The following is a 22,345-nucleotide window of genomic DNA, read 5'->3' as shown; positions in this document are numbered from 1 at the left end:
GAAAGGTACATGCGTATGAAAACGATAACCGCAACCCCTAAAGGCCGGCCGGAACGCCGCCTCGCGACCGTGAACAAACATAGCGTGTTTAAAGAGCTTTACAAGAGTCGCACGCTGCTGCTCATGTTTCTGCCGGTGGCCGTGCTGCTGCTGCTGTTCAACTACCTCCCGCTGGCCGGCCTTGTCATCGCCTTCAAAAATTTCAGCTTTGACAAAGGCATTTTCGGCAGCGACTGGATGCATCCGCTGCTGAACAATTTTGATTACCTGATGTCCTCGGACAGCGCTTTCCGCGCTATCCGGAACACGATCCTGCTGAACGCGCTGTTCATTGTGGTCGGGCTTGTTTTTGAGGTAGGGCTGGCGCTGCTGCTGAATGAGCTCAGGAACAAATATTTCAAAAGCGTGGCCCAGTCGCTGACGTTCCTGCCGTTTTTTATTTCCTGGATCGTCGTCGGGGTGTTTACCTACAACCTGCTGAATTATGAAAGCGGTTCAATGAATCGGCTGCTGGAATGGTTCGGGCTGAACCCCGTCGATTTCTACAACTCGCCCGGCCTGTGGCCGCTGATTCTGACGATTGCGGCACGCTGGAAGTCGACGGGGTACGGGGCCATCATTTATTTGGCGGCGCTGACCTCCATCGACCAGACCTATTATGAAGCGGCGGAAATCGACGGAGCCACGCGCTGGCAGCAAATCCGCCACATCAGCCTGCCGATGCTGCGGCCGACGATCATCATTTTGACGCTGCTGGCCGTTGGGCGAATCATGAACGCGGATTTCGGCATGTTTTACGCCATGGTCGGCGATGCGTCGCTGCTGTTCCCGACCACCGATGTCATCGATACTTTCGTCTACCGGAGCCTGCGCCAAACCGGCGATATCGGGATGGCTTCGGCGGCAGGTTTCCTTCAGTCGGTAGTTGCGTTTGTGCTGGTACTGGCCAGCAATTTCGCGGCGCGCAAAATCGACAAGGATTCCGCTATCTTTTGATTGAAGGAGGGACCGAACCTTGCTTAAGAAAAAAATGACGATAGGGCACGCCGTTTTGGCGCTGGTCGTAGCCCTGTTCAGCGTGGCCTGCCTGTATCCCTTCCTGATGGTCATCGCCGGCTCGCTGAGCACGGAGAAAGACATCGTGGACTATGGCTACAACCTGATTCCGAAGCATATTACCTTCGCTTCCTATGAAATCCTGTTTTTCAGCTCGAACCGCATTTTGCAGGCCTACGGCATCAGCGCCTTTGTTACCGTAGCAGGCACGGCGCTTTCGCTGGCCGTCATCGGGATGGGCGCTTACGTAATGGCCAGACGTTCCTTTAAATACCGGAACATTCTGTCCGTCTACGTCATTATCACGATGCTGTTCAACGGCGGGCTGGTGCCCTGGTACATCATTTGCGTCCGCTATCTGCACTTGAAGGATTCGGTCTGGGCGATGATTTTGCCGTCGCTGGCCGGGGCGTTTAACCTGTTCCTCGTGCGCAACTTCATGCTTTCCATTCCCGAGGAAATCCACGAATCGGCGAAAATGGACGGAGCCGGCGAATTCCGCATATTCTGGAGGCTCATTGCGCCTTTGTCGCTGCCCGTCATGGCGACGGTCGGGCTGTTCATCTCGCTCGGCTATTGGAACGACTGGTTTCTCGGCCTCATGTTCGTCGACAAGCAGGAGCTGCAGCCGCTGCAGCTGCTTTTAAGGACGCTGATCGCCAACGTCGATTTCCTGCGCAGCTCGGGCAACGGGGCTGCCATGCAGCGCATTTCCGCGCAGATCCCGACCGAATCGATGAAAATGGCGCTGACGGTCGTCACGATCGGTCCGATCGTGTTCCTGTATCCGTTTGTACAGCGCTATTTCGTCAAAGGCCTGATGGTTGGGGCCGTAAAAGGCTGATTTTATCCACGCAGTCCAACGATTCAACTATACCGGCCAAGGCCGTTATAGCATAAATACCATCATTATCATTATGGGGGAGAGGTTTAGATGCGCAAAAAAAGATCCGGCCTGATCGCTATGGTTACCGTGCTGCTGCTCAGCCTGATGCTGTCGGCCTGCGGCGGAAATTCGGCGAATTCAGGCAACGGGAAAAATGGAACCGCTTCAAACAATACGGGCAGCAACAGCGGCACAAGCGAAAGCGCCCAGTCCGGCAGCGACGAAGAGGTTACGCTGAAATTTTATTTCGGAGGGGACAAAAAAGCTGCTACCGACGAAGTATGGGGAAAAATCAGCGATTACGTAAAAAGCAAAGGCCTGAACGTCAAGTTCGATACCAACTTCATCTCGTTCGGCGACTTCAAACAGAAGATGCTGGTCATGGCCGCCTCCGGCGACAGCTGGGACATGAATTTCGACGGTGACTGGCTTTCCTACAAACAAATGGCGGCCAAAGGCTCCTATATGGCGCTTAATGATCTGCTGCCTAAATACGCGCCAAACCTGTACAAAAAGTACCAGGAGCAGGGCACGCTGGATGCGGCCACCGTCAACGGCAAAATCGTCGGGCTGCCTTGGACGATGAAGATGAACGAACGCAAATTTATCGCCTGGCGCTCGGATCTGGCCGAGAAAGCAGGGCTGAACGTTCCCGACGGTTCGGTCAAAACGGTGGAAGATATGGAAAACCTGCTGACCCAATTTAAGGAAGCGTATCCGAACGACAAAATTTCCCGTACGCCGCCGACTTCGATTTATATGATCCGGGACGAATGGGTGGACCTGAACTTCCACGGCCTCGGCTTCTATCTGAACGATCCGGCTATTAAAATCCAGCCTGTCGAAACCCAGCCGTTTTACCGGGAAGCGGCCCACAAATCGAAAGAGTGGTACGACAAAGGCCTGATCAACCGCGATGCGATGATCGACAAGGAAGGCGAAGAAGTGCAGTGGAGAAACGGCAAAAAGTATGTGACCATCACCTCCCATGAATGGGCTTATGCCGATCCGGGTTTTGTGGATAAATCCTATACGCAGGGCGTGTCCGAACTTTATCCCGACAAAAAATACGTAAACCGCTCACCGCTGGCGAACGTGGTCGCCATCAACGCCAATTCCAAACATCCGGATCTGGTGCTGCGTTTCCTCGATATGGTGGAAACCGACCGCACGCTGTATGACCTGCTGGAATACGGCATCGAAGGAAAAACCTATGTGCTGGACGGCGACATCGCCAATTATCCGGAAGGCATGGACTCTACGACCAGCAACTATATGGAATGGGGCGGACAATGGGCGTTCTGGAAACCGCAGTTCATGCGGCCGACCACCACCTATCCGCAAGGCTTCTGGGAAAAAGAAGCCGAATTCGCCGCCGAACCTGAAAATGTGAATTCCCCTGTGGACGGCCTGTTTATCGCCGAAGATTCCATTAAAAACGAGCTGGCGAAACGCGACCAGACCGCCGAGGAATTCGGCAAGCCGATCGAATACGGTATCGCCAAGGGAGACGTCGACAAAACGCTCGACAATTATATCGACCTGCAAAAGAAAAACGGCATCGATAAAATCATTGCCGAAGCGCAAAGACAGGTGGACGTTTACCTGGCCGGAAAGAAATAAACCGGCGGCGTCCGGCCCTGCCGTGGCTAAAACGCCCCAAAGCCGCCAGGCTTTCGGGGTGTTCTTGTCACCTGTCATGTCACCGCACACGATGTTATAAAACACTATGCAGCGCTATCCAAATCATAAGCAAACAATATCGGAGGTCCCTATCATGAACGCCATTCCAAAGGTTTTTGCCAAAAAGACGGGTCAAAACCCAGCTATTACCACGATTTTTGCGGCCGATCCGTCGGCCCACGTTTGGGAAGACGGACGCCTTTATCTTTACGCTTCCCACGACATCGATCCGCCCAGAGGGTGCGATCTGATGGATGCTTATCACGTTTTTTCATCGGATGACTTGGTGAACTGGATCGACGAAGGCGAAATTTTGCATTCGCGCGACGTGAAATGGGGACGCCCCGAAGGCGGGTTTATGTGGGCTCCCGACTGCGCGTACCGGAACGGCAAATATTATTTCTATTATCCGCATCCGAGCGGCTCAGACTGGAATAATACGTGGAAAATCGGCGTGGCCGTAAGCAGCCATCCGGCCAAGGATTTCGTCGATCAGGGATACATTCCTGGCCTTGGGGGATTTGCGATGATCGACCCGTGCGTTTTTACGGACGAAGACGGCACGGCTTATATGTATTATGGCGGCGGGAGCGTATGCCACGGCGGCCGGCTTGGCGAGGATATGATGTCCATAGAAGGCGGGATGCGGGACATGGAGGGGCTGGAGGATTTTCATGAGGCCGCCTGGGTGTTCAAAAGAAAGGGGCTCTATTATCTCACTTACGCGGATAATCTCGAAGACAACAACCGGATGCGGTACGCAACTAGCGAACATCCGCTGGGGCCGTGGACGTACCGGGGCATTTTCCTGGAGCCGACCGGCTGCTCGACCACTCATGGCTCGGTAGCGGAATTTAAAGGCCAGTGGTATTTGTTTTACCATAATCAATCCTTGTCCGGCCATGGCAATCTGCGTTCCGTGTGTGTCGACGCCTTGTATTTTGGCGAAGACGGTTCGATCCAACCGGTGCGGCAAACGCGTGAAGGCTTGAAGCCGGCCGGAGAGACGCCGCTGTCAGAGGAACCTGTCCGGTTTTATCCGGCTTCCGGCTGCGGGCTTGCTGGCGGGGCGAAGCTGGAGGAGCTCCCGGACGGCCGCACGGTGGTGACAGGCCTGCACGCGGCCGGGGCGGCTTGCCGTTTTGACGGGATTGATGGGGGAAGCGGCGGGAGAGCGGCGTTATACCTCCATTACCGGACGCCGGAACGGCTGGCCAAATTAAATCTGGTGGTCAATGACACCGATTATACGCTGCTCAACCTGCCTTGCGCCGGGTATCCGGACGCTGCTGGCGATAGTGCGGCAGGGACTGTCCCCGCCGATGCAGACTCTGCCGGAGCAGTCTATGCAGGTGCAGTTTCGGCGGACAGCGGCGATGGCGTTGCTTCTTTTACCGTCCGGCTAAAACCCGGCACGAACAACGAAGTGCAATGGACGGGCGGGCACGGAAACGCCGAGCTGCTCGGTCTGTCGGTTGTACGGTTTCCTGAAGCTCAAGACGGTTCAGGCGAGGCTGAATGAAAGGAATAAGCGGAACCGGGCGGATGTAAACCTGGAAATTTTTTAAAGGGGGTGATCCCGGCTATTTCCAGCATCACGAGACTTCATGGCGAGCGCATACCTTTCAGCTGAATCCCAATGGAATGGAGAGGTGCGATTCATGACAGGAAGCGGCAAAACTTTATTCAAGCGTAACGCGATACTGCTGCTCGCGGTATTGCTCATTTTTACGGGAGTGGGGGCTAATCCGTTGAACGTCTATTCACAAACCGAACCGTCAAACGTTGCCGGAGAGGACGAAGTCAGCGTAACGCTGGGGCTGGTGCCGGAAACGCACGGCATTTCGCCGAGAGCCGGGGATTACGAAGCAGGCCTGCAAACCGGTACGCTGGACGGGAAAACCTATTGGAAAACAAACCGGGACACGCCAAGTCCGCAAACCTTGTATTTGTACATGAATGTGGACGATTCTTTTTTGGCGGACAGCGGGAATCAGGATGTTTATATCACGGTCGAATATTATGATGCGGGCAGCGGGCAGATGGTGCTGCAATACGATGCGCAAAGCGGGGCCTTCAAGGATGCGCCTTTGTTTCGCTACGGCGATACCCGCCAGTGGCTGCAGCACACCTTCAAGCTGACCGACGCCAAATTCGCGAACCGGACAAACGGAGCCGATTTCCGGCTAGGCATCAGCGGGGCCGGCGCAGCGGCGGATAACCCGGACCTGACGTTAGCAAGGGTAACGGTCAAGAAGGTGGCGCGCATTCCGGGTTCCGGCAGCGCTGCCGTTATAGAAACGCAGTTTGCCACGGATGATGTCGTGATCGCCACGGAAAACGTTGCCGACTATGGCGCCAAAGCCGACGGATGGGCGGACGACACGTCTGCGGTGCAGCAGGCGCTGGATGCGGCGGGCTCCGCGGGCGGCGGCGTGGTGTTTATGCCGGCGGGCATCTACAAAATCGCCGGACACCTGCTTATTCCGACCGGTGTGACGCTGCGCGGGGACTGGGCCGATCCGGGCGCAAACGGCGGCCCTGTGCAGGGCACCGTTCTGGCGGCTTATGAAGGCCGGGGGAACGAGGCCGGAACCAGCTTTATCCGGATGGAGCCGGCGAGCGGCGTCACTCATCTCTCCGTATGGTATCCGGAGCAGACGCTGGCCCACCAGCCTGCCGCTTATCCTTGGACGTTTGAGCAGCTTTCCGGGGACAGTGCCACGGTTGAAAACGTCACTTTGGTCAATGCCTACAACGGCATTAAAATCGGTCCCGAATGGAACGAACTGCATTACTTAAAAAATGTATACGGAACAGCCCTGCATATGGGCATTTTTCTGGATTACACGACGGATATCGGCCGTCTGGAAGGCGTGACGCTGAAGCCGGGCGTTTGGGCGGGCTCCGGACTGCCCGGCGCGCCGGATGAGGCGGCCTTGCTGGCGTACATGACGGCTCACGCCGAAGGGGTCGTGATGGGACGGTCGGATTGGGAATACATGTCCGATTTAACCATCTCGGGTTTTAAAACCGGCCTGAGAGTCACCACGCGGACCGGCTCGCTGGAAGCGGCCAACGCCCAGCTGTACCGCATTCATATTGCGGACTGTGCCGTAGCCCTGCAGATTGAAGGCGTCAATGATTACGGGCTGCTGATTACGGACAGCAGCTTTGCGGCGAATGCCGGGGACAATCCGGTTGCGGTGCGGGCGACGGACGGCTTCCATACCCTCGTCCAGTTCAACACGGTGAAAATCGGCGGCAGCCCGGTAAACGCGGTCGTGAGCGACGGGGACGGGGTGCTGTCCTTCGAGAACAGCAGCTTCGAGAATTGGGACGCCGCGTCGGGCGGCAGCGCCATCGTCATGAACGACGGATCGCTGCTGCTGGGCCAGACGTCTTTTGCAGGGCCGCAGCAGCATGTGCGGCTTGGGGCGGACGTCCGGACGCTGAACGCGATCAACTCGGGCTATGCGGGCAAGCTTGACGTCGCCGGCCAAACCGAAGGCGCGGACGTTCATGTCCGCTTCAATGAAAGTTACGCGCTGGAGCAGCTGCCGGCCGGCATCGTCACGGATGCGCCCAGCCGGCCGAAGCCGGCGAACGCGCGGCTGTTCAACGCCGCCGCGGCGCCGTACAACGCGGACGGCAGCGGCCAAAGCGATGCCGCGGAAGCGGTGCGGCAGGCGCTGAGCGATGCGGGCGCAGCCGGCGGCGGCACGGTTTATTTGCCGGCCGGCATCTACCGGATCGACAGCCCGCTGGTCGTTCCGTCCGGCGTGGAGCTGCGCGGATCGTGGGATGTGCCGCATCATACGATCGGCGGCGGCAGCGTTATTTTTACCCATTACGGGGAAAATGACGAAGGTGCGGCGGCGCTGATCACTTTGCAGGCCTCCGCGGGCGTGCGCGGTTTGTCGGTTTATTACGACCAGCAGGACTTTAACGCCATCAAGCCATATGCCTGGACGATCCAGGGACAGGGACATGGCGTATATGCGATGGATACGACGCTGGTGAATCCTTACCAGGGCATCGATTTCGGCACTTATGACACCAGCGGGCACTATATCGACTACGTAGCGGGTTCGCCGCTGAAGGAAGGCATTTTTGTCGGCGGCGGTGCCAAGGATGGTTACTTGCGGAACGTGCAGTTTAATCCGCATTATTACGGCAGAAGCACCTATCCGAACCATCCTGAAGGGGACGGCTTCAACAAAGTATGGGATTATCAGAAGGAAAACCTGGATGCTTTCCGTATCGGGGACGCGCAAGGGGAAACGGTATTTAACACCTTTGTCTACGGATCGGAATACGGCATTCATTTCGCTCCGCAAAACGGACGGGGGCCGTCAGCGGTGGTGGTCGGACACGGCACGGACGGCAGCAAAAAAGGGGCCGTGCTGGAGCAGGCCGCTCCCGAAGGGCTGGCGCTGATCAATACCGAACTCGTATCGCTCAGCTCGGAGAACAAGGTGTATGTGGAAGTGGAGCCGGCGTTTGACTCGAAGGCCGTGCTGTTCAACTCGGCGATGTGGGGAGACACGACCCACGCCATGGATATCAGCGGCGGGCGGATCGTGGTGCAGCAGGCTAACGTAGTGACCGCCGGCTCGCGCGGACTTGGCGCGCTGGGCGGCGACATTGCGATGTACGACACCTACTTCCAGCAGGCCAAAACCACCCATGTTTACGCGGCGCCGGAGGTGGATCGGCTTGTCCTGACCAACAACTTATACAGCGGCGGCCTGCAGCTCGACAATCAGGCCGGCTTTAAGGTGACGGGCACGGACCTTTTTCCGCTCCAGCTGAAATTAAACAAAAAAGTCTTTGAAGGCGCTCACCCGGAGAAATCGATAAGCACGCTGCAGATCGCAAACGCTTCGGCCGAACCGCAGTCCGCCAGCCTTACGCTGCTGGAGCCTTCAGCTTATGCTTCGGTTCAGAAGCCGATACGGGTCAAGGCGCTGGCTCCGGGCCAAACGCTGGAGATTCCGCTGCCTTTCCTTACGGGAGATACGCTGAAATACCGCGTCATAACGGAGGGCGGGGAATCTTTTGCGGCTTCGCTTAATCTCGCCGAAACGTTTGCTTCCCGCAAAACGGGCAGCACCGGCGAAGCAGCGCCGCCTGTCAAGCTGGCGGACGCCGATCATTACAGCTCGCTCGGCGGCGAATGGCGGGGAACGGACGATCTGAGCGCCGAAGCGGATGTCCGCTGGGATGACCGGCAGCTGTACGTGACCGTCCGTGTCAAGGATGATATACAGGCGCAGGATTGGACGGGGGGCGATATTTGGCAGGGAGACAGCCTTCAGCTTGGCATTGACTTGTCCCGGGCGGACGGTGCGGCCAGCGCCAATGTCAGCGAACTCGGCTTTGCCCTGAGCGGACAAAACACTGTAAACGTCTGGCGCTGGAGAGCGCCGGAGGGGCTGCAAACGGGCGCCATGGCTGAAGTCAAAGCCGAGATCACCCGCAGCGAATCGAAGAAGGAGACGCTTTACAAGCTGGAGATTCCGTTTTCGGCGCTCCACGGTCCGGGTACGGTCTTGAGGCCTGCGGACGCCCGGTTAGGTTTCGCGCTGCTGCTCAATGAAAACGACGGCAGCGGCCGTTCCGGCTATATGGAATATAATCAGGGCATCGGGGCGAGCAAAGACGCGACCCAATACGGCGACTTGTATTTGCTGCGCGGCTCCTACACCGGCGCGCTGGAGGCGCCGGCTAAAAAAGCGGTGGCTCTGGCCGAGTCGCTGCGAAACGTTACCAGCTATGATGCGGCGGTCAACTTTGTCGCCCTGCTGCCGGAAGGAAAGCTGAAACATTCGTTGTCCGCCCGTTTGGCGGTGCTGAAGAAGAAGCTGAAGCTTTAACAGGCGGAAGGCAGCACGAGATGGGAAACCTCCGAAACAGTCTATATCCTTGAACAGTCGCGGGCCAGCCAATCAGTGAGCTAGCCAGTCAGGCAGAAACGCCAAAAGCGGACTTTGGGGCAGTACCGGCCCCAAGTCCGCTTTTTTAATGATCAGAACGTTTTTAACTCGTTTAAGATTTAAGACGGAATGCGGCAGCGCTTTTTAAGCTTTTCCCTTTTTGGAACCGCCTACCGTAAACACGGACGATTCGCGTACAATCAGTTCGGAGTCAACGACAAACACCCGTTTGTCGGCAAATCGGTTGTCGTTCATCTGGTCGATGAATTTCTCGATCAACAGGGCGCCCATCGCATATTTCGGCTGGTTCACCGTGCTTAGCGTCGGGTTGATATATTTACTGATCCGGCTGTCGTCCACCCCAATAACGGCCAGCTGATCGGGAATGGCAATGCCGAGCTCGCTGCAGGCCCGGTAAACGCCAAGCGCCATCTCGTCATTGGCGGCGAAAACTGCGGTGAACCGGAGCTTCTTCTCCACCAGGCGTTTGAGGGCCTCGTAACCGCCGGTTTCGTTGAAATTGCCGTTCTCCACAAAGTCCGGCCGGAACGGAATTTGATGATCCTTCAGCGCTTTCAGGTAACCCTCCAGCCGGTCAAAGCTGTCCACCGCATCCGGTGAACCGTTCAGGAACACGATATCGCGGTGACCTTGCTGGACCAGATGTTTCACCACTTCGCGCGAAAACTTCACGTTATCGGTATAAACGCAGGGAACCCGGTCATGCTGCACATTCCGGCCGACAACCGCGACGAAATAACCTTTATCTGCAAGCTCGATGATCTCCTCGTCGGAAATGTGGGGAGCAATCAGAACAAGACCGTCAATCGTGCGGTCCAGCAGCAGGTTCAAATATTCCTGCTCCTTTTCTTTCTGGTTTTCCGAATCGCAAATGATAACCCGGTATTTCTGCGCATAAGCCATATTTTCGATCCCTTTTATGATTTCGGTAAAATAAGCGCTGTTGATATCCTGAGCGATGACCCCGATCGTTTTCGTTTTTTGGGAGCGGAGGTGTTTGGCCGCGGCGTTGGGATGGTAGCCCAAATCCTCGATAGCCTTCATCACTTTTAATCTTGTTTTCTCCGTAACGCCGCTGGACTGGTTAAGCACCCGGGAAACGGTGGCAGGGGAAACGCCTGCTTTGGCGGCAACATCGACAATTTTGGTATCCATAATTAACCTCAACCTTGCAATTTATTGTTAAACAAAGATATATGGGCTTTATTATAAGTCAAAATGAAATCGATTACTATATTCAACGAAATCTAAGGGAGGAAGCGACCAAAGGAAGGGGAAATCATTTATTCATCCTACAATAGGAACGATTTTGAACTCAAAAAGAAAGAAATCGATTTCAATCTTATTGATGACAACAACAAAAAAACACATCTTATCTCTTCCCTACGGGCTTTGACAAGATGTGTTTTCTCTGAACAACCAGAATCTTAATTAATCTTTTTCAGGATGGTCTTTATCCCATTCCTCCGCTTTGGCGGTGCCGATCGCAATGGCCCGGCCTTCCTCGTAACCGTCTTCCAGCAGGGCGTTGGCGATTTCGACGGCTTTTCGGCGGACGCGGGGTTCCAAATTTTTCATGGATGGCGGGTAATCGTTTTTGCTCCAAGGCATATTTAGTCCTCCCTTGAACGCATACAGGAATGTAGGAACAATCCGGTGCCTGCTTCCTGTATTAATTGAAATCCGGAGCAAGCCGAAAGGGCCTTAGCCCGCTCCGGTTATCCTTTAAATTACCCGAACCTTTGTTATTCAAACAGCGACAGATATTCGCCGTAACCTTCTTTTTCCATATCCGCTTTAGGCACAAACCGGAGGGCGGCCGAATTGATGCAGTAACGCAGGCCGTTTGGTCCGGGTCCGTCGTCGAATACGTGGCCCAGATGGGAATTGGCTTCCCGGCTGCGCACCTCGGTCCGGACCATAAAGTGGCTCGTATCCAGCTTTTCTTTGATGCTGTAATCGCGGAGCGGGCGGGTAAAGCTTGGCCATCCGCAGCCGGCGTCATATTTGTCCGTAGAGCTGAAGAGCGGCTCACCGGATACGATATCCACGTATATGCCCTCTTCCTCATGATCCCAATATTCGCCGGTAAACGGGCGTTCGGTGGCGCTGTTTTGCGTAACCTCGTATTGGATCGCCGTCAGCTTTTCCTTCAGCGTCTTTTGATCCTCCAGCGGTTTCGACCAGTGGGTTTCGATGAAATCCTCACGGCCGGAGCCTTTGCGGTAACGTTTGTAATGCATCGGATTTTTTTTGTGGTAATCCTGATGATAATCCTCAGCCTCATAAAAAGGTTTGGCCGGTAAAATCTCCGTTACGATCGGTTTATCAAACCGGCCGCTGTTTGCAAGCTCCTGCTTGGAAGCCTCCGCGGCTTCCCGCTGCGCTTCGTTATGATAGAAAATGGCAGTTTGGTAAGACTGTCCCCGGTCATGGAACTGTCCGCCCGCATCCGTAGGGTCGATTTGCTGCCAGAACAGCTCCAGCAGCTTGCTGTAAGGAAATACGCCCGGATCAAACGTAATTTGTACCGCTTCATAATGGCCGGTGCCTCCGGCGCATACCTGTTCGTAGGTCGGGTTTTCGGTGTGGCCGCCAGTATAACCGGATACGATGCCTTTGATGCCCGGAAGTTCCTCAAACGGGGTAACCATGCACCAGAAGCAGCCGCCTGCAAATGTGGCCAGTTCTGTTTTTCCTTGTATATGATTCATAGCAATTCGCCTGCCTTTGCTTCAAATTTTAATAATCGGGAATATGAACTTATTATAATAGAATCTTTTGCAAAACTGAAATGCGACGCTTTTGCGCGCAGCTTTTATGCGCTTTTTCTCCCCTTACTCGGTTCTGCGCGCGTTCCTTCTTTTATATCCCCAAACCGCGGCCAAAACAAACACGGCGTACAGTCCCAAAACCTCGGCGGCCAGCAGAGGACGTGAAAACAGGGAGCTCCCCAAAAAGGCATAGACGAACATCCCCGGAAGTTTGCCGATGACCGAAGCGCTTAAGTAGATGCCGAACGGGATGGGCGCCGCCCCCGCATATAAGTTCAGGATCCCCTGAGGCACGATGGGGAGAAGCCGGTACAGCAGCACGGATTCGAAAGGATGCTTACGGACGTAGGAGGAAAACCGTTCAAGAGCCGGAACCCGTTTGAACCAGCGTCCTGCGTCCTGGCGGTACCAGAAGGCGCCCGCGGCGTAAAGCAATATGCCGGATAAGGTGGAGCCCGCTATTGTCAGCAGCGCCCCGATCCAAGGGCCGTATAAAAGGCCGGCCGCCGCAATAACGAGTTTGTAAGGCATAACGGGGAAGGTGGCCAGCAGTACCGCGAGCATCAGCATCAGCAGCGGGGAGGGGCGATGCTGCAGCAGCAGGCTGATCTGGTCCCTGAAGGCAATCCCGGCTGCCAGAACCAAGATATAAATAAGAGGTGCAAGCCATTTTTTCATCCTGTCCGATTCCTTCCTGTTTCTACTTCAAATGATATAGAATCAGTCCCCAAGATACAACAGCCGAGGAATTCGGAAGGCAAGGGCCCGTTTCTATTTTTTGTATCCATAAAAATAAAATTTATGGGCAATTGTGATAGCAATTTCGGACGGCAGATGCTATAATAAGGCAAATGAATATGTTCGGTTCCCAAAGGGGAGTAGCTTGAAACAATAAAGTCGTCATTACGGGATCATATCCCCGGCTTTATAGACAACGAATCCATTTGTTGTTAGCGAGACCTTTGCCTGCTTGTATTGCTGCGGGTGAAGGTCTCTTTTTGTGCGGTTTTTTTGGACAAAACGGCCCTTCGCCCAAAGCACGGCAAGGCGCTTCAGATTTACGGGCTCGCTGATGAGCGGTTCATCAGTCCCGGCCAGCGCGGATCCGGCAACATCCAAAAAAGGAGGTTATGGATTTGGATTTGATGAGCGTTGAATTTTGGACCGCATTGCTCTCCATTGTTCTGATCGACCTCGTGCTGGCGGGGGATAATGCTATCGTCATCGGTTTAGCCGCCAGAAACGTGCCGAAATCGGATCAGAAGAAAGTAATCATGTGGGGAACGGTAGGCGCTATTTTGGTCAGAGTCATTATGACCGTGCTTGTCGTGCAGCTCCTGAACATTCCCGGTCTCCGTCTGGCGGGCGGCCTGGCTTTGATCTGGATCGCCTACAAGCTGCTGGTGGAAGAGAAAAAACACGACATCAATGCGGGAACCCGCATGTGGGCGGCCATACGCACGATCATCATCGCGGATACGATGATGGGGCTTGATAACGTGCTGGCCGTTGCGGGCGCGGCTCATGGCGACATGACGATGGTCGTTATCGGACTGGCCATTTCGGTACCGATTATGGTTTGGGGCAGCACGATGATCCTGAAGCTGACGGAACGTTTCCCTATCGTCATTACGATCGGTTCGGCTGTGCTCGCCTGGACCGCGGCCAAGATGCTGGTCGAGGAGCCGCTGGTTCACGACTGGTTTGTGAACGGCGTCTTGAAATATTTGTTTGAAGCCGTCGTTATTATTGCCGTAGTCGGAATCGGTCTGCTGGTCAAATCGAGACGGAAAAGTCTAACTCCGGAACAAGAACAATCTTTCTCTTGAGGAAAAAAAGGATGAAGCCTGCGCGTTACAGCGCCGCTTCATCCTTTTCTTTTTTGAAAGCGAAGAGGGAAAACGATATCCTTATTTCGTGTTTTCCCGGCTCGCCAGGCGAAACTGCTTCGGAGACATCCCGAATTTGGAGCGGAACACCTTGTGAAAATAGTTATAGCTTGGGAACCCTGAGCTTTCCGCCACGTGCTCCAGCGACAACGGGCTGAAAATAATCCGTTCCCGCGCCATATTCAGCCGGATATCGGTGGCGTATTGAATAATGCTTTGCCCGAAGGTCGCCTTGAACAGATGGACGGCCCTCGAAACGCTGATCCCGACATGGGCGGCAGCGTCCTCCAGCCGGAAGCTGGTGGCCGCATTTTCCTCGACAAAATGTTTGAGCTGGTAAGCCAGATAAGAACGTTGCCCATCACGGGGCTGTTCTTCCAGCTGGCGGTCGATCTCCAGACACAAAATTTTTATGTAGTGGGCCGCGATGTCATCTTTAAGAGGGGATACCCGCTGCTGCTCCAGGGTGATTTGCCTGAACAGATTGATAAAAGCGTCGGTCATCGGCATCCGAATTTTATTCGGCCTGCTTTTGTTTCTCCACCACTTTTCGATCCAGCCGCCGTCAATAAAGATATAATAATCCCCGCTTAAGACGGAAGAGGTTTTCGTTTGGGGAGCGGAATCGATATAAAGCTCGTACGGCTCGCTCGGAGAAAAGAGAAGCACATCGCCCATCTCCACATCCACAAGCTCGCTGCCGATGCGCGTTCGCGCTTTGCCTTCGGTTTGCAGCCGGATCAAATAATGCTCCGGACCGTTGGCGTCGTTGAATCCATAGGCTTTACGGTGAACGGAATAACCCGCCGCCAAAATAACCAGGTGCTCTTCGGCGACCATACTGAGACATCCTCCTGCTAATTAAAAAATAAAATATTGACCAGATTGTGCATGTTTGAATCATATTATTCATTTTACTTTATTCCAATTCATATTACTATAAAGCTAACTTAAGGAAGCGCAACCAATGAGGCGGGCGCTCCTAAGAAGGAAATCCAGACAGATCAAAATCGAATAGCTTATGAATAGTCTAAGGAGTGATTCCGTGACCCCGTTAAAAGTTGGTGTGATAGGCTGCGGCAACATAAGCCCCGCTTATTTTACTTATCTAAAGAACAGCTCCAAGGTAACCTTGGCGGCCTGTTCGGACATGCTGCCGGAAAAGGCTCGGGAGCGGGCCGAGCAGTTCGGAGTTGAAAGCGTATTCAGCGTTGAGGAAATGCTAAACAGCGATGTGGATGCCATTTTGAATTTGACCATTCCTTCTTCCCACGCCGGGATCAGTCTCGCTGCACTGGAGCATGGGAAACATGTATATACGGAGAAACCGCTGGCCATTTCGCTTTCAGACGGGAAAAAAATGCTTGAGCTGGCGGCGAGAAAAGGATTGGTGATCAGCTCGGCTCCCGACACGTTTATGGGCTCCGGCCTGGAAACGGCCCGTCAGGCGCTGCTCGGCGGGGCTATCGGCCGTCCGGTTGCGGCTACCGCCTTCATGATGGGGGGAGGACCGGAAAGCTGGCATCCGAACCCTGCCTTTTTCTATGCGGTCGGGGGCGGACCGATGTTTGACATGGGGCCGTATTATTTGACTGCGCTCATTCAGCTGCTGGGGCCGATTTCCCGCATCAGCGGTTCGGCAGGCAGCCAGATTCCGGAGCGGAAGGTCGGCTCCGGCCCGGATGCCGGTGCGCCGATTCTTGTTCAGACGCCGACCCATTACAGCGGCACGCTGGATTTTGCCAGCGGCGTCATCGGCACGATGGTCACCAGCTTTGACGTCCGGGGCGGCAGCACGCTGCCGTGGATCGAAATTTACGGAACGGAGGGCACGCTGCGCCTGCCCGACCCGAACCATTTCGAAGGCGAAGTCAAGCTGCGAAAGGCGGGCAGCGAAGAATGGACGGTTGTGCCGCCTGTATTCGAAAGCCACGGCAATGAGCGCGGCAGGGGCCTTGAGGATATGGCGGATGCCATTTCCGAAGGCCGCGAACCCCGGGCATCCGGCCTGGTCGCTTACCACGTGCTGGAGGCGATGCATGCTTTCGGACGTTCGTCCCAGGAGGGACGGCACATTGCGCTGGAAAGCGCCCCCGAATTAAGCGCGGTGCTGGCGGAGCAAGCGGCAAGGCAGGGCCGGTCCTGACGGAACGGCTTTGAAACGCAATAATAAGTTGCTTGAGTGAGTAACCTATCCTAATGAAGAGGTGAATTCAAATGGCAAAAGTAGCATTGCAATTGTATACGGTTCGCGAGCAAATGGAACAGGATTTTGAAGGGACGCTCCGCAAAGTGGCGGAGCTTGGTTATCAGGGCGTTGAGTTTGCGGGCTTTTACGGCCGGACCAAAGAACAGGTGAAAGCGCTCCTCGAGGAAAACGGCCTGACGGCCGTAGGCGCGCATACCTCGCTGGATCTGATGCTCAATCACTTGGAGGAGCAAATCGAAATCAACCAGTTTATCGGTAACAACCGGCTGATCGTGCCTTACGTCGCTGAACAGGACCGCAACCGCTGGCCGGAAATCATCGCTGACATTAAACGCATAGCGGAAACCTGCTCGGCCAAAGGGATTACCCTGCTGTACCACAATCATGATTTTGAGCTGACGCAGCAGCTTGACGGCGAAACGGTGCTGGATACGATTTTCAAGACGGTGCCTGCTTCGCTCTTAGAGGTTGAGCTGGATTCCTGCTGGGTAGAGTACGCCGGCTTCGACGCGGTTTCTTACATTGAGAAATATAAAGGACGCATGCCGCTCCTGCATCTGAAAGACGTGAAAAAGAAAGAAGACGGCTCGCCTGAAACGGTTGAACTCGGCGCAGGCGAACTGGATATTAAGCGGATCGCAGACGCTGCGATTGCCGCTGGCGTGGAATGGCTGATCGTGGAGCAGGATTATACTGCAAACGGCGCCATCAACTGCATTACCACCAGCATGGACTGGATTAAAAATTACGTGACCCAGGGAGGACAACTTCATGTCTAAACAGCTTAAAGTAGCCGTTATCGGCTGCGGAGGAATCGCAAACGGCAAACATCTGCCGAGCTTGGCCAAGCAGCCAGAGGTGGATTTGGTCGCCTTCTGCGACATTATCGAGGAACGCGCGCGCAAAGCGGCCAAAGAATACGGCACGCAGGACGCTAAAGTATATACCGATTACCGCGAGCTTTTGGCAAGCGGCGACGTGGACGTCGTTCATGTCTGCACGCCAAATGATTCCCACTCCGAAATCACGGTAGCCGCCCTCGAAGCCGACTGCCACGTCCTGTGCGAGAAGCCGATGGCCAAAACGACCGAGCAGGCGCGCGCCATGCTGGAAGCGGCCAAACGGACCGGCAAAAAGCTGAGCATCGCTTACCAGAACCGTTTCCGCAACGACAGCCTCTATCTGAAAGAATTGTGCGAACAAGGCGAACTGGGCGACATTTACCTGGGTAAAGCGCTGGCCATCCGCCGCCGCGCGGTTCCGACCTGGGGCGTATTCCTCGACGAAGAGAAACAAGGCGGAGGACCGCTGATCGACATCGGTACGCATGCTCTAGACTTGACTTTGTGGCTGATGGACAACTATGAGCCTAAAAGCGTCATGGGTTCCGTGTTCCACAAGCTGGGACATCGCGAAAACGCGGCAAATGCTTTCGGTTCCTGGGATCCGGCCCAATTTAAGGTGGAGGACTCCGCATTCGGTTATATTACGATGAAAAACGGCGCAACCATCATTCTGGAATCCAGCTGGGCGCTGAATGTTGTGGAAACAGGCGAAGCAAAAACGCTGCTCTGCGGTACTGAAGGCGGAGCCGATATGAAAAACGGCCTTCGCATCAACGGCGAGAAAAACAGCCGCCTCTACGACACTCAGATCGACCTCACCTCCGGCGGCGTAGCTTTCTTCTCCGGCGAGGAAGAAACGGATGCTTACCGCGAAGCGAAAGCCTGGGTGCAAGCGATTCTCGAAGATAAAGAGCCGCTTGTCAAACCGGAGCAGGCCTTTGTTGTTACTCAGATTCTGGAAGCCATCTACGAATCGGCCAAAACCGGCAAAGCCGTTTATTTTGATTGATAAGACGCTTGCGTTTTGCAGGGTTTCAAACTGTGAATGACGAACAAGTTTAATCATAAAAAGAATCCAGGGAGGAAACAGGTGTGAAACTAGGCATATTTATGGTGCTGTTTGGCGGACGTCCACTAGAGGAGGCGCTGGATTTTGTAGCCTCAAAAGGCATCCAGGCCGTGGAAATCGGCACAGGCGGCAATCCCGGCAATGCGCACTGCAAACCTGAGGAGCTGCTTGAAAATAAAACGAAGCTGACTGAGTTCAAACGTGCTATCCAGTCCCGCGGATTAACGATCAGCGCACTCAGCTGCCACGGCAATCCGCTGCATCCGCAAAAAGAGCTGGCACAGGCGGACCACGACGATTTCGTAAAATCCGTGTTGCTTGCCGAGCAGCTGGAAGTACCGGTAGTCAACACGTTTTCGGGTTGCCCGGGGGATCACGAAGACGCTAAATATCCAAACTGGCCGGTTGCCCCTTGGCCGAACGACTATCAGGAAATCCTGAAGTGGCAGTGGGAGAACAAGGTTATTCCTTATTGGACCGAGTGGGGCAAATTCGCTTCTGACCATCATGTGAAGATCGGTCTGGAGCTGCACGGCGGTTTCTCGGTACATACGCCGGGTACGCTGCTCAAGCTGCGCGAAGCCGCTGGCGAAGTGATCGGCGCTAACCTGGATCCAAGCCACATGTGGTGGCAGGGCATCGATCCGGTGGAAGCGATCAAAATTTTGGGCCGCGAAAATGCGATCCATCATTTCCACGCTAAAGATACGACCATCGACCCTGTGAACGTCAACAAATGGGGCATTACCGATATGCAGACTTATGACAAGATGATGGACCGCGCCTGGCAGTTCCGTACCGTCGGTTATGGCCATGATTTGAAGACCTGGGCGGATATCATCAGCACGCTGCGTCTGGTCGGCTATGATTATGTGGTCAGCATCGAGCATGAAGACGGCCTCATGTCCGTGGAAGAAGGCTTTACAAAAGCCGTCGGCAACCTGAAGCAGGTTCTGATCGAGGATTCCGCGGCGGATATGTGGTGGCTGTAAGGCTGCAGACTTTTGAGTAGACCTACGGTTTGATTTCAAGCCTTGGACTAGATGAATGAACAAAAGCAATCCTGAACGTACGGAATCGTTTCGGGGTTGCTTTTGTTTTTAGGCGTATGCCTATTTTTAATGCCAAAAGGCTTTATTTCGCTTCTTTTTCGCCATAAAAGTTGATCTTCCATGAATAGCCCGTTTTCAAATCGTCAAAACTATGTTAAAATGATATGTACTAACTTAATGTAAGCCTATTCCGGAACCATCTGCTCCGGATCATTTAAGAGGTGATAAGCAATGGCGGATAATGATTTCAGCATGTGCCCCCGCTTTGAAACCGCATTTTCTTTTCTGGGGAAACGGTGGAACGGATTGATTATTCAAACCTTAATGAGCGGTCCTAAACGCTTTAAGGATATTTCGAATTTGATTCCTTCGATGAGCGACAAGATGCTCTCCGAACGGATGAAAGATCTGGAATGCGAAGGGATTTTGACCCGGCACGTCTATCCAGAAACGCCGGTCAGAATCGAATATGAGCTGACGGAAAAGGGGAGAGCCCTTCGTCCGGTGATGGATCAGATTCAATCTTGGGCCGAGGACTGGATTCAATAAGGTTTGGATTAAACAAGAGTGTCCGGCGAACATAGCGGCCGAAAGCGGCACTCCATCCGAGGTATGAACAATGAGCGATAAGGAGCAACCCCAATAGAGCCAACTCCGAATTTCCGGTAAACGGGAAAGCGGTGTTGGCTTTATTTTTTATATACGTAAGTTCAGTTGGAATGAGAAACCTGCTGCCCTGCAAGAGCTGAAAGAGCAGCTCAAAATCCGCAGCATTTTCGACCTTGACGAGCAGAATGGATAAAAGGAAGGGCTTAGGCTGCGAGGAGGCGGGGGCCGATTTGAGCCGTAGGATTTTTGCGTTAGAATGAAACTTGGCGGATTAACGAGGCCCTAACGGAGCGATCCAAATTAGCCGGAGCCGGAATCCAGAAGGCGTTCCCTGACAGGGGCGCCTTTTTTGCGGTAAATTTGAAAGAGACCCGGATGTCCGTTATGCTTATTAGAGAAACACAACACGAAAGGAGGAGGAGGATGAGACGGTTAACCCGACTTCTTTTGGCATTGGGGCTAGGCTCGGCGCTGCTGCTATTAGCTGCTTGCACCTCCAAGCCCGCCGCAGAACCGCTTCCCAGCGCCAATTCCCAGGAACAGGGAGTCAAGCTGCGCATCGACGGAGGCCAAGGGGTACCGGATAGGACCCAGACCCTCCCGCTTCATGAAGCGGACAAGCCTGACCTGCGGCGTTTGCTGCAAAACAGCGGCCTTGTTGTGTTGAATTCGGAGAAAAACGGCATCGCCTCCACCCAAGGCATCTCGCTGGACAGCGGCTTGTCCTGGGCCGTTAAAGTCAACGGCGTAGAGATGGCTCCTTCTTCATGGGACAGGCAGATGGAAGACGGGGACAACGTGCTTGTTTATGTGAAAGAAAATGACGGAACGTCCGCAGCGTCTTTCCCTCCCGTTGTTCTGGATATTACGGGCGGATTATCGAAGCCGGACATCCAGTATTATTTCGTGTATACGTATCAGGCCCATTTGAAGGTCCGCGACGTTCTTGCGAAATGCGGAATGATTCAGATGAACGACCAGAGCCGGCTAGTATCCGCGGTCAACGGCTATACTGGGAATGTTTACGAGCAATGGACCGTCAAGCTCAACGACAAGAAACTTCTGCTCAGCGGACTTGATCTGCTGCTTCATCCAAACGATAAGATAGAGGTTGTATTAAGTCAGGTCTGAATCGTCTGTGCCCTTTTACGGCTTACTCTACGTCGCAATTCGGTTAAGCAAAAAGGCTGTCCCCTGGTTCTTCATCAGCGGGAACAGCCTTTTATTATTCGAAATCATACGGATCAGCCGGTTATTCCAACGAATCATGCCGATGATCATCAGATCCGGCAGATTTCATTCGGACAAAGCTCGCAGTGGCAAATATCCTGCAGCATGACGAGGTCTTTGATGGCGATCATGCCGTTTTCGTACTCCAGCGCGTCTTTCTTGCGCAGGTCGCTCAGCATCCGGTTGACGCTTTCGCGCGTGGCGCCGATCATGTTCGAAAGATCGGTGTGCGTAATCTTTTTGTTGATCAGAATCGTGTCGCCATGTCTTTCCCCGTAAGTGTTGCTAAGACGGATCAGCGTGGAGCAGAGCGCTCCCGGTTTGCCGTACATCATCAGGTCCCTGAATTTGGTTTGCGTCAGCCGGTGGTGAATGCCCATCCATTTCATAAAATCGATCGCAAAATCGCAGTGTTGGCAGATGAGAATTTCAAGGTCTTTATTTTCCACGATGCCGACTTCGCAGTCTTCAATGACTTCCGCCGTAAAGCTGTGCTTCGAGCTGAAGAACGGATCGGCCTGGCCGATCAGGTCCCCGCGTCCGTACATATATAGAATGAGTTCTTTGCCTTCATCTGTCGATTTGGTCATTTTAACGCGTCCGCGTTTGATGTAGAACAATTTATCCGACACATCGCCTTCCCAGAACAGATGGGAACCTTCGGCGTAGTTTTTGTCTTTCATGATGACAAGCAGTCGATTGAAATTCTGTTCCGAAAAACAACTCGTATTCCCTTGGGCTTCAACGCTGTTCATTTGCTCGCTCATTTTTGGTTTCCCCTTTGTACTCCAAATTTTTCTCAAATTTTTAAATTAATTATAACCCGTATTATTTGTAATTTGGGGCTTTTTAAAGCCTAAAAAGTGGCGAAATTTTAAACATTGTGACTATTTTCACTTAAAGTGGGGAGAAAGCTGCATATTAGATCACGAAAAACGGAAAAATGATTTTGGAGTGGCCGTAATTGATTTGATTGACTATAAAGGTTATTCTGCAAAAAAATTGAAACTAGAGCACAAACATGAAACTAGAGCGAAAGCATGTTTTCAATTCAGACAAACTTTGTGAAAAAATTCACTACAA

General features: G+C 53.8%; 18 protein-coding genes. 12 read left to right on the top strand and 6 right to left on the bottom strand.

Features of this window, described 5'->3' with window-relative positions:
- Window positions 1-15: 15 nt before the first annotated feature.
- The 5 genes from AC3ZPD_RS05760 (at window position 16) to AC3ZPD_RS05740 (ending at window position 9,504) form a co-directional block, all read left to right on the top strand.
- The gene (locus AC3ZPD_RS05760) at window positions 16-996 is read left to right on the top strand and encodes an ABC transporter permease (RefSeq protein ID WP_490983307.1); all 981 of its coding nucleotides are present in this window, start codon (window positions 16-18) and stop codon (window positions 994-996) included.
- A 19-nt stretch (window positions 997-1,015) separates the two neighbouring features.
- Window positions 1,016-1,900 (top strand): carbohydrate ABC transporter permease, encoded by an 885-nt coding sequence (locus tag AC3ZPD_RS05755; RefSeq protein ID WP_490983306.1) that lies wholly within the window; start codon window positions 1,016-1,018, stop codon window positions 1,898-1,900.
- Window positions 1,901-1,990: 90 nt separating this feature from the next.
- The gene (locus tag AC3ZPD_RS05750) at window positions 1,991-3,565 is read left to right on the top strand and encodes an extracellular solute-binding protein (protein ID WP_490983305.1); all 1,575 of its coding nucleotides are present in this window, start codon (window positions 1,991-1,993) and stop codon (window positions 3,563-3,565) included.
- A 154-nt stretch (window positions 3,566-3,719) separates the two neighbouring features.
- Window positions 3,720-5,147 (top strand): family 43 glycosylhydrolase, encoded by a 1,428-nt coding sequence (locus AC3ZPD_RS05745; protein ID WP_490983304.1) that lies wholly within the window; start codon window positions 3,720-3,722, stop codon window positions 5,145-5,147.
- 139 nt (window positions 5,148-5,286) lie between these two features.
- The gene (locus tag AC3ZPD_RS05740; RefSeq protein ID WP_490983303.1) at window positions 5,287-9,504 is read left to right on the top strand and encodes a glycosyl hydrolase family 28-related protein; all 4,218 of its coding nucleotides are present in this window, start codon (window positions 5,287-5,289) and stop codon (window positions 9,502-9,504) included.
- A gap of 204 nt (window positions 9,505-9,708) precedes the next feature.
- On the opposite strand, the gene AC3ZPD_RS05735 is transcribed toward AC3ZPD_RS05740, so the two are convergent.
- The 4 genes from AC3ZPD_RS05735 to AC3ZPD_RS05720 form a co-directional block, all read right to left on the bottom strand.
- Window positions 9,709-10,740 carry a LacI family DNA-binding transcriptional regulator gene (locus AC3ZPD_RS05735; protein WP_490983302.1) on the bottom strand — a complete coding sequence of 344 codons (1,032 nt, stop codon included), beginning with the start codon at window positions 10,738-10,740 and terminating at the stop codon, window positions 9,709-9,711.
- Window positions 10,741-11,016: 276 nt separating this feature from the next.
- The gene (locus AC3ZPD_RS05730; RefSeq protein WP_490983301.1) at window positions 11,017-11,196 is read right to left on the bottom strand and encodes a DUF2188 domain-containing protein; all 180 of its coding nucleotides are present in this window, start codon (window positions 11,194-11,196) and stop codon (window positions 11,017-11,019) included.
- Between the two features lie 134 nt (window positions 11,197-11,330).
- Entirely contained in the window at window positions 11,331-12,299 is a 969-nt protein-coding gene (gene msrA, locus AC3ZPD_RS05725; RefSeq protein WP_490983300.1) for a peptide-methionine (S)-S-oxide reductase MsrA, read from the bottom strand.
- Window positions 12,300-12,422: 123 nt separating this feature from the next.
- A complete protein-coding gene (locus tag AC3ZPD_RS05720; RefSeq protein ID WP_490983299.1) occupies window positions 12,423-13,037 on the bottom strand; it encodes a TVP38/TMEM64 family protein in 615 nt (204 codons plus the stop codon).
- Between the two features lie 458 nt (window positions 13,038-13,495).
- On the opposite strand from AC3ZPD_RS05720, the gene AC3ZPD_RS05715 reads away from it, so the two are divergent.
- The gene (locus tag AC3ZPD_RS05715; protein ID WP_490983298.1) at window positions 13,496-14,188 is read left to right on the top strand and encodes a TerC family protein; all 693 of its coding nucleotides are present in this window, start codon (window positions 13,496-13,498) and stop codon (window positions 14,186-14,188) included.
- 81 nt (window positions 14,189-14,269) lie between these two features.
- Here the strand turns inward: AC3ZPD_RS05715 and AC3ZPD_RS05710 are convergent, their stop codons facing one another.
- Window positions 14,270-15,088, bottom strand: a complete 819-nt coding sequence (locus tag AC3ZPD_RS05710) for an AraC family transcriptional regulator (RefSeq protein WP_490983297.1) — start codon at window positions 15,086-15,088, stop codon at window positions 14,270-14,272.
- A 205-nt stretch (window positions 15,089-15,293) separates the two neighbouring features.
- Here AC3ZPD_RS05710 and AC3ZPD_RS05705 point away from each other — a divergent pair, with 205 nt between their 5' ends.
- From AC3ZPD_RS05705 to AC3ZPD_RS05680, 6 genes are all read left to right on the top strand, one after another.
- On the top strand, window positions 15,294-16,394 hold the full coding sequence (locus AC3ZPD_RS05705) for a Gfo/Idh/MocA family protein (RefSeq protein ID WP_490983296.1): 1,101 nt from the start codon (window positions 15,294-15,296) through the stop codon (window positions 16,392-16,394).
- 71 nt (window positions 16,395-16,465) lie between these two features.
- Window positions 16,466-17,236, top strand: coding sequence for a sugar phosphate isomerase/epimerase family protein (locus AC3ZPD_RS05700; protein WP_490983295.1), 771 nt, complete (start codon window positions 16,466-16,468; stop codon window positions 17,234-17,236).
- On the top strand, window positions 17,229-18,311 hold the full coding sequence (locus tag AC3ZPD_RS05695) for a Gfo/Idh/MocA family protein (RefSeq protein WP_490983294.1): 1,083 nt from the start codon (window positions 17,229-17,231) through the stop codon (window positions 18,309-18,311). Before AC3ZPD_RS05700 ends, AC3ZPD_RS05695 begins: the two co-directional genes overlap by 8 nt.
- Window positions 18,312-18,394: 83 nt before the next feature.
- Window positions 18,395-19,363 carry a sugar phosphate isomerase/epimerase family protein gene (locus AC3ZPD_RS05690; RefSeq protein WP_490983293.1) on the top strand — a complete coding sequence of 323 codons (969 nt, stop codon included), beginning with the start codon at window positions 18,395-18,397 and terminating at the stop codon, window positions 19,361-19,363.
- A 291-nt stretch (window positions 19,364-19,654) separates the two neighbouring features.
- Complete coding sequence (locus tag AC3ZPD_RS05685) at window positions 19,655-19,972, top strand: winged helix-turn-helix transcriptional regulator (RefSeq protein WP_490983292.1); 318 nt, start codon at window positions 19,655-19,657, stop codon at window positions 19,970-19,972.
- 483 nt (window positions 19,973-20,455) lie between these two features.
- Complete coding sequence (locus tag AC3ZPD_RS05680; RefSeq protein ID WP_490983291.1) at window positions 20,456-21,163, top strand: hypothetical protein; 708 nt, start codon at window positions 20,456-20,458, stop codon at window positions 21,161-21,163.
- Between the two features lie 149 nt (window positions 21,164-21,312).
- Here the strand turns inward: AC3ZPD_RS05680 and AC3ZPD_RS05675 are convergent, their stop codons facing one another.
- Window positions 21,313-22,029 (bottom strand): Crp/Fnr family transcriptional regulator, encoded by a 717-nt coding sequence (locus AC3ZPD_RS05675; protein WP_490983290.1) that lies wholly within the window; start codon window positions 22,027-22,029, stop codon window positions 21,313-21,315.
- Window positions 22,030-22,345 lie beyond the last annotated feature (316 nt).

Source organism: Paenibacillus mobilis (assembly GCF_058267595.1).
Note: the sequence above shows the minus strand (reverse complement) of the source record. Positions and strands in the feature narration are given on the sequence as shown.